The 13,270-nt window shown below is 69.3% G+C and carries 13 protein-coding genes; 9 read left to right on the forward strand and 4 right to left on the reverse strand.

Annotated features, from left to right (window positions below; genetic code table 11):
• Nucleotides 1–6: 6 nt before the first annotated feature.
• Entirely contained in the window at nucleotides 7–498 is a 492-nt protein-coding gene (locus AX769_RS11870; RefSeq protein ID WP_066279527.1) for a peptide deformylase, read from the forward strand.
• 40 nt (nucleotides 499–538) lie between these two features.
• Here AX769_RS11870 and AX769_RS11875 read toward each other — a convergent pair whose 3' ends face one another.
• Nucleotides 539–1,951 carry an AMP-binding protein gene (locus tag AX769_RS11875; protein WP_066279530.1) on the reverse strand — a complete coding sequence of 471 codons (1,413 nt, stop codon included), beginning with the start codon at nucleotides 1,949–1,951 and terminating at the stop codon, nucleotides 539–541.
• 95 nt (nucleotides 1,952–2,046) lie between these two features.
• Here AX769_RS11875 and AX769_RS11880 point away from each other — a divergent pair, with 95 nt between their 5' ends.
• From AX769_RS11880 to AX769_RS11890, 3 genes are all read left to right on the forward strand, one after another.
• Nucleotides 2,047–3,012, forward strand: coding sequence for an ROK family glucokinase (locus AX769_RS11880; protein ID WP_066283592.1), 966 nt, complete (start codon nucleotides 2,047–2,049; stop codon nucleotides 3,010–3,012).
• A gap of 50 nt (nucleotides 3,013–3,062) precedes the next feature.
• Entirely contained in the window at nucleotides 3,063–3,752 is a 690-nt protein-coding gene (locus AX769_RS11885) for a 1-acyl-sn-glycerol-3-phosphate acyltransferase (protein WP_066279532.1), read from the forward strand.
• 102 nt (nucleotides 3,753–3,854) lie between these two features.
• Nucleotides 3,855–5,189 (forward strand): class II 3-deoxy-7-phosphoheptulonate synthase, encoded by a 1,335-nt coding sequence (locus tag AX769_RS11890; protein ID WP_066283594.1) that lies wholly within the window; start codon nucleotides 3,855–3,857, stop codon nucleotides 5,187–5,189.
• A gap of 83 nt (nucleotides 5,190–5,272) precedes the next feature.
• Here AX769_RS11890 and pknB read toward each other — a convergent pair whose 3' ends face one another.
• The gene (gene pknB / locus AX769_RS11895) at nucleotides 5,273–7,264 is read right to left on the reverse strand and encodes a Stk1 family PASTA domain-containing Ser/Thr kinase (RefSeq protein WP_369824099.1); all 1,992 of its coding nucleotides are present in this window, start codon (nucleotides 7,262–7,264) and stop codon (nucleotides 5,273–5,275) included.
• A 122-nt stretch (nucleotides 7,265–7,386) separates the two neighbouring features.
• A complete protein-coding gene (locus AX769_RS11900; protein WP_066279538.1) occupies nucleotides 7,387–8,733 on the reverse strand; it encodes a LysM peptidoglycan-binding domain-containing protein in 1,347 nt (448 codons plus the stop codon).
• Between the two features lie 183 nt (nucleotides 8,734–8,916).
• Here AX769_RS11900 and AX769_RS11905 point away from each other — a divergent pair, with 183 nt between their 5' ends.
• Nucleotides 8,917–9,273 carry an Rv2175c family DNA-binding protein gene (locus AX769_RS11905; protein ID WP_082763775.1) on the forward strand — a complete coding sequence of 119 codons (357 nt, stop codon included), beginning with the start codon at nucleotides 8,917–8,919 and terminating at the stop codon, nucleotides 9,271–9,273.
• 17 nt (nucleotides 9,274–9,290) lie between these two features.
• Here AX769_RS11905 and AX769_RS11910 read toward each other — a convergent pair whose 3' ends face one another.
• Nucleotides 9,291–10,412, reverse strand: coding sequence for a polyprenyl synthetase family protein (locus tag AX769_RS11910; protein WP_066279540.1), 1,122 nt, complete (start codon nucleotides 10,410–10,412; stop codon nucleotides 9,291–9,293).
• 94 nt (nucleotides 10,413–10,506) lie between these two features.
• On the opposite strand from AX769_RS11910, the gene AX769_RS11915 reads away from it, so the two are divergent.
• The 4 genes from AX769_RS11915 to AX769_RS11930 all read left to right on the forward strand — a co-directional run bounded on the left by AX769_RS11915 (nucleotide 10,507) and on the right by AX769_RS11930 (nucleotide 13,236).
• On the forward strand, nucleotides 10,507–10,908 hold the full coding sequence (locus tag AX769_RS11915; protein WP_066279546.1) for a DUF3040 domain-containing protein: 402 nt from the start codon (nucleotides 10,507–10,509) through the stop codon (nucleotides 10,906–10,908).
• A 213-nt stretch (nucleotides 10,909–11,121) separates the two neighbouring features.
• Nucleotides 11,122–11,553 carry a division/cell wall cluster transcriptional repressor MraZ gene (gene mraZ, locus AX769_RS11920; RefSeq protein WP_066279549.1) on the forward strand — a complete coding sequence of 144 codons (432 nt, stop codon included), beginning with the start codon at nucleotides 11,122–11,124 and terminating at the stop codon, nucleotides 11,551–11,553.
• Nucleotides 11,554–11,617: 64 nt separating this feature from the next.
• Nucleotides 11,618–12,610 carry a 16S rRNA (cytosine(1402)-N(4))-methyltransferase RsmH gene (gene rsmH / locus AX769_RS11925; RefSeq protein ID WP_066279550.1) on the forward strand — a complete coding sequence of 331 codons (993 nt, stop codon included), beginning with the start codon at nucleotides 11,618–11,620 and terminating at the stop codon, nucleotides 12,608–12,610.
• The gene (locus tag AX769_RS11930; RefSeq protein WP_066279553.1) at nucleotides 12,607–13,236 is read left to right on the forward strand and encodes a hypothetical protein; all 630 of its coding nucleotides are present in this window, start codon (nucleotides 12,607–12,609) and stop codon (nucleotides 13,234–13,236) included. The genes rsmH and AX769_RS11930 overlap by 4 nt, the downstream gene beginning before the upstream one ends.
• The last annotated feature ends 34 nt before the right edge of the window (nucleotides 13,237–13,270 follow it).

Below are 13,270 nucleotides of genomic sequence, written 5' to 3' on the forward strand. Positions count from 1 at the left end.
CGCATCGTGACCGACCGCCCCATCCGCCTCTTCGGCGATCCGATCCTCCGTTCGAAATCCGACCCGGTGAAGCTCGACGACCCCGGCCTCGAAGGCCTGGTGCAGGATCTCCTCGACACCGTCTCGCAGCCGGGTCGCGCCGGCGTCGCGGCGTGCCAGATCGGCGTGGGCCTGCGTGCCTTCAGCTACAACGTCGACGGAGACATCGGCTACGTGCTGAACCCCGAAATCGTCGGGCTCGGCGGCGAGCCCGAACTGGTCGACGAGGGGTGCCTCTCGGTGCCCGGCTTCTACTTCCCCCGCCGGCGCTATCCGTTCGCGCGGGTCGTCGGCGTCGACCTCAACGGCGACCGTGTCGAGCTCGAGGGCGACGGCCTCATGGCGCAAGCCCTGCAGCACGAGACCGACCACCTCGACGGCACCCTCTACGTGATGGGCCTCGACCCCGAGATCAAGCGCGACGCGATGAGACAGATCCGCGAGTCCACCTGGTTCTGACCCCACTCCCGCGCCGAACCCTTACCTTTTCGGCTCACCCTCATCGTCTTGAGGGTGAGGACGAGCCGAAAAGGTAAGGGTGGGGTGGCCGGTCAGAGGTCGGCGGTGGCGATCCTGGCGGGCACCTCGTGAGGTCCCGGTCGAAGAGCGTCAGGCGACCGTCGTCGAGCTGGCCGAACAGGCCCGTGCGCAGCCAGCCGTCCGCAGTGTCAGCGCTGATGCCGGGGCCGCGCAGCGAGACCTCGTCGTCGCGCTCGATGGCGACCTCGATGCCGGGCAGGGGCGAGCCGACCGTGCCGAGCGGCAGCTCGAACGGGTCGCCCTGCCGCTCGATGACGGCGAGCCCGCCGGTCGACGCGACGCCGTAGCCCTCCACTGGCCGAACGTCGAGGGCCCGCATGAGCAGACGGAGGCGATCGGGCAGCGTCGTCGATTCGGCGATGCTCACGATGTGCGAGACCTGGCCGCCGACCGATTTGCGGAGACCCCGCAGCACGAGCGTGTCGGCCACGGCGAAGCGCGTGCGCACCCCCATCGGCACCGGTCCGCGCCCGAGAGCCGTGGCGTACTCGAGGGCGACGTCGTGCGCCTGCCGGAAGGCGGTGCCTCGGCCGGAGGCCTCCGACCGAGCCGTGCCGGCCTCGTCGATCGCGGCGAACGTCTCGGGAACACCCACGAGCAGCGTGGGGCGGAACGAGCGCAGGATCTCGATCAGGTCGTCTCGCTCGTGCAGATGCCCGAGCCGCGTCCCCGTCAGTACCGCGACGAGCACGATCAATCGGGCGTTGACGTCGACGGCTGGCAGGATCTGCACGATCGACCGCTCGACGCCGACCGCGTCTCCGAGGGCTGCCGCCAGGTCGCGGGCCCGGGCGGTCACGGACCCGTGGGTGACGACGACGTGCATCGGCTCGCCGTCCGAGCCGACCGAGTAGAGCAGCCCTGCCATCGTCGACGCCTGAACGCCGGCTGCGCGAGCGTCGAGGTCGGCGTCGGACACGTCGCGGCCGGCGTCGGCTAGCTTGTCGAGGTCGCTGAGGCCGATCTGCCAGACGTGTAAGACTCCGGGGAGGTCGCCGTGCAGCTCGTCGAAGCGCGCGAAGTCTCCGGCCGACTCGACGATCATCGCCGAGACGCCGGAATCGTCGAGCACCGCCAGGATCTCGGACTGCCCGGCCTCGCGTCGGACCGGCACGGTCGCGACGCCGATCATGCCGGCGGCGAAGTCGACCAGGGTCGCCTCGAAACGGTTCGAGCAGAGCACTCCGATACGGTCGCCGGTGTGCAGGCCGGCGCTGAGGAGGCCTTTGGCGAGCCCGCGCACGCGGTCGAGGAACTCCTGGGCGGTGAGGTCGAACCAGCCGCCGAACGAATCGGGGATCGCGATCAGCCGACCCGCAGGATCCTGCGCCACGCGCTCTTCGAGGAGGGCGGTCGTCGACATGTCGGCCATGCCCTCCACTGTACCCAGGTGCGGGGTCGCGCCCCGGTGCGGGGCGCCGCCCGTGGCGCTGGGCCGGCCGCGGCGTCGCAGTAGGATGGATGCTCGTGCAGGCCATCGGAATCGACATCGGCGGAACGAAGATCGCGGGCGGCGTGGTCACCGAACTCGGGGAGATCGTCGCTGAAAGACGCGTCCCCACCCCGGCCGGCGACTCGGAGGCCATCGTCGATGCGGTCGTCGACATGATCCGCGACCTCCAGGCCGACGCGCCGAGTTCTGGCGGCGACGTGGTCGCCGCGGGCGTCGCGGCCCCCGGCTTCATCGACGCCGCACAGTCGACCGTCTACTACACGCCGAACATCCCGTGGCGCAACGAGCCCCTCCGAGCGCGCCTCAACGAGAAGCTCGACCTCCACATCACCATCGACAACGACGCCAACGCGGCCGGGTGGGCCGAGTTCCGCTTCGGCGCGGGCCGCCTCGTCAGCGACATGACGATGCTCACGATCGGCACGGGCGTCGGCGGCGCGATCGTGGCGCAGGATCGGCTCCTGCGCGGCGGCTTCGGCACCGGCGGAGAGCTCGGTCACGTGCGACTGGTGCCCGACGGAATCCCCTGCGGCTGCGGCGCCCGCGGTTGCATCGAGCAGTACGGTTCGGGCCGCGCCCTGTTGCGCATGGCCGGCGAGGTCGCCGACCGCGGCGGCGCGACCGGCAGGGCCCTCGCCGACATCCGCGCCAAGGCGGGCACGCTCACCGGGCAGGATGTCGCGGGGCTGATGGCCGCGGGCGACCCGGGTGCTCTCGAGGCCCTCCGCGAGCTCGGCACCTGGCTCGGCGAGGCCTGCGCATCGCTCAGCGTCGTGCTCGACCCGCAGCTGTTCGTCTTCGGCGGCGGCGTCGCCCAGTCGGGCGAGCTGCTGCTGGCGCCGATCCGCGAGGCGTACCTCACGCACCTCCCGGCGCGCGGCTTCCACCCCGAGCCCGATTTCGTCATCGCCGAGCTCGTCAACGACGCCGGCGTCGTCGGCGCGGCCGACCTGGCGCGCATCCACGTCGCCGCCCTGTAGTCGTAGCAGCCCGGGTTAGACTTCCCGAGCGCTGACCCAAGGAGACGCCGTTGTTCTACTGGATCATGAAGACGTTCCTGTTCCGCCCGATCCTGCTGTCGATCTTCCGACCGTGGGTGATCGGCAAGCAGAACGTGCCCGACACCGGGGCCGTGATCTTCGCCAGCAATCACCTCTCGTTCGTCGACTCCGTCTTTCTGCCGCTCGTACTCGAGCGCCGGCTCTCCTTCCTCGCCAAGAGCGACTACTTCACTGGCCGCGGCATCAAGGGCTGGGCGACACGCGTCTTCTTCAACGCCACCGGCCAGCTGCCCATCGACCGCTCGGGCGGCAAGGCCTCGGAAGCGTCCCTCTTGACCGGGCTTGCGGTGCTCGCGCGCGGCGAGCAGCTCGGCATCTACCCCGAGGGCACACGCAGCCCCGACGGCAAGCTCTATCGCGGCCGTACCGGCATCGCCCGGATGGTGCTCGAAGGTCGTGTGCCCGTCGTGCCGGTCGCCATGATCGACACTCAGAAGGTGATGGTCACCGGGTCGAAGAGGCCGCACCTGCACCGCATCGGAGTCGTCTTCGGCGAGCCCCTCGACTTCAGTCGTTTCGAGGGCCTGGAGGGCGACCGGTTCATTCTCCGCTCGATCACCGACGAGATCATGCACGAACTCAACAAGCTCGGCGGGCAGGAATATGCGGACGTCTACGCGTCTTCGGTCAAGGAGAGGCGAGCGGTTCTTTCGCGATAAGCTCGCTGATCGTGGCGCCCGATCGGGCGCCTGTTCGCCAGCAATCGCTATGAGGAACACGTGCTCCAGACCGATTTCCCAGTCATCTCTGCCGATCCCGATGTGATCGCCGGGCTGGACTATTGGCGCACGCTCCCCATCAAGCAGCAGCCCGAGTGGCCCGACCCGACGGCCGTCGCGGCCGCCTCGGCCGAGATCGCCACGTATCCTCCGCTGGTGTTCGCCGGCGAGGTCGACACGCTGCGCGAGCGCCTCGCGACGGCTGCCTCCGGCAACGCGTTCCTCCTGCAGGGCGGCGACTGCGCCGAGACCTTTGCCGACGCCACCGCCGAGAACATCCGCAACCGGGTCAAGACGATCCTCCAGATGGCCGTCGTGCTGACCTACGGCGCCAGCGTGCCCGTCATCAAGATGGGGCGCATGGCGGGCCAGTTCGCCAAGCCGCGCTCGAGCGACATGGAGACCCGCGACGGCGTGACCCTGCCGGCCTACCGCGGCGACATCATCAACGGGTACGACTTCACGCCCGAGTCGCGGCAGCCGGATCCTGCCCGTCTGGTACGCGGTTACCACACCTCTGCATCGACGCTGAACCTGATTCGCGCCTTCACGCAGGGCGGCTTCGCCGATCTTCGGCAGGTGCACTCCTGGAACAAGGGGTTCGCGTCCAACCCGGCGAACGTCATGTACGAGCATCTCGCCAAGGAGATCGACAAGGCGGTGCGCTTCATGGAGGCGGCGGGCGCCGACTTCGACGAGATGAAGCGCGCCGAGTTCTACACCTGCCACGAGGCGCTCCTGATGGACTACGAGCGCCCCATGACGCGCATCGACTCGCGGACGGGCACCCCGTACGCGCTGTCGTCGCACTTCGTCTGGATCGGTGAGCGCACCCGCGATCTCGATGGCGCGCACGTCGACTTCCTGTCGCGTGTCCGCAACCCGATCGGCGTGAAGCTCGGCCCGACGACGAGCCCCGACGACATGCTGCGGCTGATCGACAAGCTCGACCCCGAGCGTGAGCCCGGTCGCCTGACCTTCATCACGCGCATGGGCTCCGGCAAGATCCGCGACGCCCTGCCGCCTCTGCTGGAGGCCATCAAGGGCGCCGACGCGACCCCGCTGTGGGTGTCCGACCCCATGCACGGCAACGGCATGACGACGCCCTCCGGTTACAAGACGCGTCGATTCGAAGAGATCGTCGACGAGGTCAAGGGCTTCTTCGAGGCGCACCGCGACGCCGGCACGCACCCGGGCGGCATCCACATCGAGCTGACCGGCGACGACGTCACCGAGTGCCTCGGCGGCTCGGAGCACATCGACGAGGCCACCCTCGCGACGCGCTACGAGAGCCTCTGCGACCCGCGACTGAACCACATGCAGTCGCTCGAGCTCGCGTTCCTCGTGGCAGAAGAGCTCAGCAGCGCTCAGAGCTAGCCGCTCCACACCGACGACCGGCGTCTGATCCTGCCCGCGGGCTGGATCACACGCCGGTCGTCAGTGTTCTGCCGCGGAGGAGGCTAGCCGATGCTGACCTTGGAACCGTCGTACTGCAGGGTGATCGTGTCGCCTTTGTGCGCGATCGCCGAGCCGGCGGGCGACTGCGACGACACCTTGACGAGCTTGCGCCAGTCGAATCCCAGGGCGTTCGCCGTGATGCACTCCGCCGTCGTGCAGTTGGCGTAGGTGACCTTCAGTCCGAGGGCCGTGAGCGCCGCCTCGGCCGCTGAGACCTTCTTGCCCGTCTCGTCGGGCACGGTGATCGGCGCCGGGCCCTTCGACACCGTCAGGTTGATCGTGTCGCCCTTGTGCACGCTCCCGGCCTTCGCCTGCGCCTGACTGATGACGACGCCCGAGGCGACTGTGTCGCTGAACACGTCGCTCGTGTCGGCCCCGGTGAGGTTGACGTTCGACAGCGTCGCCTGCGCGTTCGACAGCGACTGGCCGACGACGTTGGGCACCGGGCCGAGCGACACGGTCAGCGTGACGGGCTGCTTGTCGGGGTAGGTCTTCGCCTGGCCGATGTCGACGGCCTTACCCGACGAGTCCTTGCCGGTCACGCCGATGACGACGCCCGACGCTTGGGTGCCGAACTGGTACTGCGACGCCTCGACCGTGAAGTTCTTGAGCAGGGCCTTCGCCGCGGTCTCCTGCTGCCCCAGAGTGGTCGGGAGCGGCAGGATCTGCGGGCCCTTCGATACGATCAGCGTCACGCTCGACCCCTTGTGCACCGTCGCACCGCCGGCGGGGCGCGTGCCGGCCACCTGCCCGCTCGGGATCTGCACGCTGTACACGCCGGTCTGGGCCGCGGCGACCGTGAAGCCCGCCGACTTCAGGCGAGCCGTGGCATCCGGAATGCTCGTGCTCGCGATGCGCGGCACGGTCGCGTTGGCGCCCGGGCCGGCGTTGAACCACCAGCCGGTGCCCGCGGCCAGGAGGGCGAGCACGATCAGGACGATCAACCAGACCAAGCCGCGACGGCGACGCGAGCCGGCTTTGCGCGACAAGGCCTCGGCGTTGGTCGACAGGGCGGGTGCGACGGGGCCCGTGCGGTGGCGGGCCTTCTGCAGCACCATCGTGTCGCCGGTGCCTCCGGAGGCGACGGGGCCGGTGGGGCCGGTAGAGCGCTGGAGCGGCGGCACGGGGGCCATCGCGGGTGGCAGCACCATCGTCTTGTTGAGCGGCGACCCGCCGGAGCCGCCGCGCTGCAGCTCGAAGAGGTGCTCGAGCATGGCCCGGGCGTCGCGAGGGCGCTGGTCGGGGTCGCGTGCCGTCGCCCACAGCACGAGCTCGTCGAGCTCGGGCGGCACGCGCGGATTCACCGCCGAGGGCATCGGCACGGTGTCGTTCGCGTGCTGGTAGGCGATCTGCATCGGCTGCTCGCCCTTGTAGGGCTGCTCGCCGGTGAGCATCTCGTAGAGCATGATGCCGAGCGCATAGATGTCGCTGCGGGTGTCGGCGATGCCGCGGGTGACGAGCTCGGGAGAGAGGTAGGCGATGGTGCCGAGCAGGGCGGCGCCGGTCGCCGTGTTCGCGCTGGCCGCGCGCGCGAGCCCGAAGTCGCCGATCTTGATGCGGCCGTCGTCGGCGAGCAGCACGTTCTCGGGCTTCAGGTCGCGGTGCACGATACCCGACTTGTGCGCCGCCGCGAGCCCGGCCAGCACCGCCTCGAGGATGTCGGTCGCCTGCTCCGGGGTGAGCATCTTGTGATCCTGCAGCAGTTCGCGCAGTGTGATGCCGGGCAGGTACTCCATCACCAGGTAGGCCGACTCGTCGTCCTGCCCCTGGTCGAAGACGTTGACGACGTTGGGGTGCGCGAGGCGGGCGGCCGAGCGGGCCTCCTGGATGAAGCGCTCTTTGAAGTTCTCGTCGTCGGCGAGGTGGCCGTGCATGATCTTGACGGCGACGGGCCGCTCGAGCCGGAGGTCGCTGGCGAGGTAGACCGTCGCCATGCCGCCGCGGGCGATGCGTGAGCGCACCTGGTACCGGCCGTCGATGAGGCGACCGATCATCGGGTCGCTCTGGCTGGCACTCACCTCACGGATTTTACGGAAGGGGTGGCTGAAGGAAGCCTCAACTCACCGCGGGCACCCAAACCGTTACCTCGATCGGGGTGCAGCACGCGGCTTCCGGATCACAGTGTGGCGAGCCAGACGCGCGCCGGGCGCTCCCACTTCGCATAGGCGGTCGGGTAGGCGGAGTTCTGCACGGCCTGGGCGGCCTGCGTCACCGTCATCCGCGACCATCCTCGGACGTCGAGGAGGCCGCGCGTCTTGCCGGCGTTCGGGTTGCTGCTGCCTCCGAAGAAGAGCTGTGCCGCATAAGACGTGTTGAGCAGCTCGCCCCGGGCGCCCCAGCCCTGGCTCGGGCGCTGCTGGAAGAGCCCGACCGAGTCGCGGTCGCCCGAGGTGAGGTTCTGGAGGCCCGACTCCTGGGCCGCGGCAGAGAGGGCGATGACGATGCCGTAGTCGCTGACGCCGAGGGAGTGGCCGACCCGGATGATGGTCAGCGCGTTGGCGCGCTGAGTCGCGGAGAGCGGCACGCTGCCGAGCGCCGTGGTCGAGCCGGTCGACGCCGCGGTCGTCGTCGTGGTGGCGGCGGGCGCGGCGGCCGAGGGGATCGTGAGCTTCTTGCCGGCGTAGATGACGCTCGACCAGCTGAGGTGGTTCGCCGCGAGCAGCTTCTCGACGGTGGTCGAGTGCGCCTTCGCGATCGACGACAGGGTGTCGCCGGCGCGGATCACGTAGGTGCCGGAGTTGCTGGTGGCCACAGGTGCTGAGGTCGCGTGCGCGGGTGCGGCAGGAGCCGACGGAGCAGCCGTCGCAACCCCGGGGATACGCAGCTTCTGGCCCGGGTAGATGATGCTCGACCAGCCGAGCCCGTTCGCGCCGAGGAGGGCCTGCGTGCTGACGTGGTGCGTGGCGGCGATCGACGAGAGCGTGTCGCCGCGCACGATCGTGTAGACCGAGGCGCTTGTGGCCGCGGGCGCCGAGGGGGTCGGAGCGGCGGCGGTGACCCGCGCGCTGGTCAGGTGCAGGGTCTGGTCGGGGTAGATCGTCGACTTCCAGCTCAGGCCGTTGAGCGCCAGCACCGAGGCCGTCGAGAGGCCGTAGCGCTCGGCGATGCTGGCGACGGTGTCGCCGGCCTTCACCTTGTAGGTCGTGGGCGCCGCAGCGGTCTCGATGACGGCGTCGCTCGTCACGTCGCTCGTCAGGGTCACCGTCGTGCGGTTGCGGTAGGCGGCCGAGATGTCGATGGTCGTCGTCGGCGTCTCGGGGCTGACCCCGGGCCGGTGCGGCTGAGGCTGCGCGTGGTCGGCGGCGAACAGGGGGCCCGTCGTGTTCATCGTGACGGCCATCGTGCCCGCCAGCACGATCGGCATCGTGCCGAGCATGCCGCGGCCGATGCGGTAGGCCGTGCTGCGTGTCGGCGAGGCGGAAGGCTCGTCGGCCTGCGTCGCGTGCTGATCCGAATCGTTCATGGAGCGTCCCCAGCGGTGATCGTGTGCGTGCTAGCCGACCAGTGAGGTGCGGCGTGTCGTCTTCGTCCACGCTGACACAGATGTATAGGCAAGTCAATTAACGAGGCGCATGTGACTGGTGTGATTCGCCACCCAGAAGTGGGGGTGAGGCGGTGACCCCGTCATGCGTGGCACAGTTGACGGGTGACTGACCTCTCTACACGGCCCTGGTTCGGCGACATCGACTGGCTGACGCTGCCCGACGCTGCAGATCGCCTCGGCACCACGGCGAGCCGGGTTCGTCGCCTCCTCGACGAGCGGATGCTGGTTGCCACGCACATCGATGGTGTCCGCAAGATCCCCGCCCTCTTCATCGTCGACGGCGAGCCGATGCACGAGCTGCGGGGCACGCTGACGGTGCTGCACGACAACGCCTTCACCGACGACGAGGCGCTCGACTGGCTTCTCTCTGACGAGGAGTCGCTCGGCACGACGCCGATCACGGCGCTGCTCGCGGGCCGCAAGGCCGAAGTGCGCCGCGTGGCGCAGTCGCTGGCCTGACCTACTCGCCTTCCGCGTCAGGCCGTGCGCCGCGTGACTGTGTCGGCCAGCTGCGACAGCTGAGCCTTCGCCCCCGAAGCCAGCGGCGCCGCCTCGACGGCGGCGGTCGCGCGACCCACCTGGTCGGCGATCGACTCCTCCATCGCCTCGACGGCACCCGACTCGCGAATCGTCGCCTGAAGCATGGCCACCTGATCGTCGTCGAGGTCGGGATCGCCCAGCAGCTCGTCGAGCAGGCTGACCGCCGTCGACGGCAGGTTCGCTCGGGCGGTCGCGATCAGCACGGTGCGCTTGCCCTCGCGCAGGTCGTCACCGGCCGGCTTGCCAGTGACAGACGGGTCGCCGAACACACCGAGCAGGTCGTCGCGCAGCTGGTAGGCGATGCCGAGGGGCAGGCCGAAGCGGCGCAGCGCCTCGAGCTGCTCGGGGGTGCCGCCGGCCATCGCGGCGCCGATCGTCAGCGGGGCCTCGACCGAGTACTTCGCCGACTTGAAGACGATGACGCGCTGCGCTCGGGTCAGCTGCTCGTCGGGCTCGACGGTGCGCCAGGCGCTCTCCTCCAGGATGTCGAGATACTGGCCGACGGTGACCTCGGTGCGCATCCGGTTGAACTCGCGCCGCGCAGCCCGGGCGGCGTCACGGTCGGTGAGCTCGTCCAGGGCCTCCGAGATCAGCTCGTCGCTCCACGAGAGAAGCAGGTCGCCGAAGAGGAGGCCGCCCGAGGTGCCGAACGACTCGGCCGAGCCGAGCCACGCTCCGTCGGTGTGCAGCGCCTCGAACCGGCGGTGCGCCGCCGGCAAGCCGCGGCGGGTGTCGGAGTTGTCCATGATGTCGTCGTGCACGAGGGCCGCGGCGTGGAAGAACTCGAGCCCGCTGGCCGCGGTGATGACGCCGGCGAGGCTCTCGGGTGAGGGGCCCGACGCCAGGGGGTCCGACGCGGCTTCGAGGCCCGCGACGGACTGCCAGCCCCAATAGCAGAACAGGGCTCGGAAGCGCTTGCCGCCGTGCAGCAGGTCGGCTGCGAAACGGCCGAAAGGATCGAGGTCGCCCGCGATGGTGTCGAGGTGCGGGCGCTGGCCTCGCAGAAAGGTGTCGATCCGGTCTTGAACGACGTCTACTAACCGCGTACTCTCAGCCACGCCGCTAGCCTAACGTTGCCGAGCGGTCGTACAATTGAGAGCCAATGACCGCGCACGATCAAGCGCCGGTCGGTCGTCCCTGAAGGGAACTGAAATGCCACTTTCCGAACAGGAGCAGCGGCTGCTCGAAGAGATGGAGCGCAGCCTCTACAACAACGACTCCGATTTCGTCACCACCATGGGCTCGCGTCGAGGCCGACCGAGCTATGCGATGGTCGTTCTCGGTATCGTCGCTGCTCTGATCGGCGTCGCGATCGTCGTCGCCGGCGTCGCCTTCCGCCAGCCGCTCATCGGTGTCGCCGGGTTCATCGTCCTTCTCGGGGGTGCGCTCTTCGCGATCGCTCCGCCCCGTCGCCGCAAGGGTCTCCTCGGCCCGGCCCCCGTCCCTCCCCACGGCTCCACCTCGGGTCGTCACCCGCGGTCGAAGTCGAAGGGCAGCATGATGGATCGCCTCAACGAGCGCTGGGAGCGCCGTCAGGGCGGCGACGGTCGCTGACCACAATGCACTTCTGAGAAGGTCGCCCATTGGGGCGGCCTTCTTTTTTGCCTCTTTTCCGTCAAATCCTCTCCACAGTCCTCCACCCCGCTCATCCCTGTGATGGCGGGGTTTTTTATTCCCCAAAGCCCCCCTTTCGGGGCTTTTACTCGGTTTGGTGGCTGTCTGTGGAGTAAAGTGGAGGAAACAGCAGGCGAGTGGGGGTGACGTGCAGTGTTCCTCGGTACCTACGCGCCTCGGCTCGACGAGAAAGGCCGCATCATCCTTCCTGCGAAGTACCGCGACGAACTGGCCGGCGGCTTGGTGATGACGCGCGGGCAGGAGCGCTGCGTCTACGTCTTCAGCCAGCGGGAGTTCGAAGACCTGCACGGTCGCATCCGCCAGGCGCCCGTCAGCAACAAGCAGGCGCGCGACTACCTGCGCCTGTTCCTCTCCGGTGCCTCCGACGAGGTGCCCGACAAGCAGCACCGCGTCACGATCCCGGCGAACCTCCGCGAGTACGCCGGACTCGGCCGCGACCTCACGGTGATCGGCGCAGGCAACCGGGCCGAGATCTGGGACACCGCGGCGTGGAACACCTACTACTCCGAGCAGGAAGAGCACTTCTCCGAGACGACGGAGGAGGTGATCCCGGGCCTGTTCTGACCCGTCGGCCCTGACTCCCAGCCGTCCACCCCTGGCGCACCTTCCCCGGTGCCAGGTGGGATGGATGGGGATCAGGGCCAGCGGCTCCGGCCCCGTCATCATGACCGACGACAACGAGATCCATGTCCCCGTCCTGCTCGAGCGCTCGCTCGACCTCCTCGCCCCGGCCCTCGAGAAGCCGGGTGCGGTCGTCGTCGACGCGACCCTCGGCATGGGCGGCCACTCGATTGCGATGCTCGCGCGGTTTCCCGAGCTGTCGCTCGTGGGGCTCGACCGCGACACCGAGGCCCTCGAGATCGCCGGGGCGAGACTCGCTTCGTTCGGCGACCGCGTGAAGCTGGTGCACACCGAGTACGCCGGCATTGCCGACGCTCTCGACTCGCGGGGCATCGACGAGGTCGACGGCATCCTGTTCGATCTCGGCGTCTCGTCGCTGCAGCTCGACCGCGTCGAGCGCGGCTTCTCGTACTCCAAAGACGCACCCCTCGACATGCGGATGGACACGACTCGCGGCATCACCGCCGAGACCGTGCTCGCCACCTACTCGGAGGCCGAGCTGCGGCGCATCTTCTACCAGTACGGTGAAGAGAAGCTCGCGCCCCGCTACGCCCGACGCATCGTCGAGCGCCGCGACGCGACTCCGCTCGTGCGCAGCGGCCAGCTGGTCGACCTGCTGAGCGAGGCCACCCCGGCAGCCCTCTCGCGAGCCGGCCACCCCGCTAAGCGTGTCTTCCAGGCCCTCCGCATCGAGGTGAACGCCGAGCTCGCGTCGCTCGAGGCCGCGCTGCCGGCGGCCCTCGAGCGGATCGCCATCGGCGGCCGCATCGTCGTGCTCGCTTACCAGTCGCTCGAAGACCGACTCGTCAAGCGGGAGTTCGCCGCCCGGTCGACCTCGACGGCGCCCGCGGGCCTGCCGGTCGAGCTGCCTGAGCACCGCCCCGAGTTCCGCCTGCTCGTCCGCGGCGCCGAGCTCGCGAGCGACGACGAGAAAGACCTCAACCCCCGTGCGAAGCCGGTACGCCTGCGTGCCGCCGAGCGAATCCGGAGATCAGCATGAGCACCGACCACGCCCTTGCCACGAGCTTTGCCGAGCCCGACGACACCTTCGACGATTTCGTCGAGGCACCGACGCGTCGTCGCAGCCCGATCGAGATCGTCACGAGCCGCGCACAGCGGACGGCGCGGCCCCGGATGGTCTACGCCCTCATCGCGACCGCCGCGCTGTTCGTGCTGCTGCTCACGCAGCTCGGGATCAGCATCGCGCTGAGCAACGGCGCCTACCAGGTCTCCGCTCTGCAGAACGAGCAGACGGTGCTCAGCCGGTCGCAGCAGAAGTACACCGAGAAGCTCGGGGTGCTGTCGTCGCCGCAGAACATCGCGAACAACGCCACGGCTCTCGGAATGGTGCGCAACCAGGATCCCGTCTACCTCGACCTGCAGACCGAGGCCGTCTACGGTACGCCCACCGCGGCCTCGAAAGACGCGGCGGCGAGCGGCAACCTGGTGGCCAACAGCCTGCTGAAGGGCGTCCCCGTGGTGACGAAGAAGGCCACGCCGAAGGCGACGACTCCCGCGGCATCCACAGCCGACTCGAAGAGCGCCACGGGCGCGGCAACCGCGAATTCGGGCAGCTCTTCTGTAGCGTCGTCCGCGAATCAGCTGACCGCACCTCAGACCCGCTAGCTCCGACAGCCGGTGGGCTCACGTCCGTCGGCCG

The sequence above is a fragment of the Frondihabitans sp. PAMC 28766 genome, from assembly GCF_001577365.1.
GTDB lineage: Bacteria > Actinomycetota > Actinomycetes > Actinomycetales > Microbacteriaceae > Frondihabitans.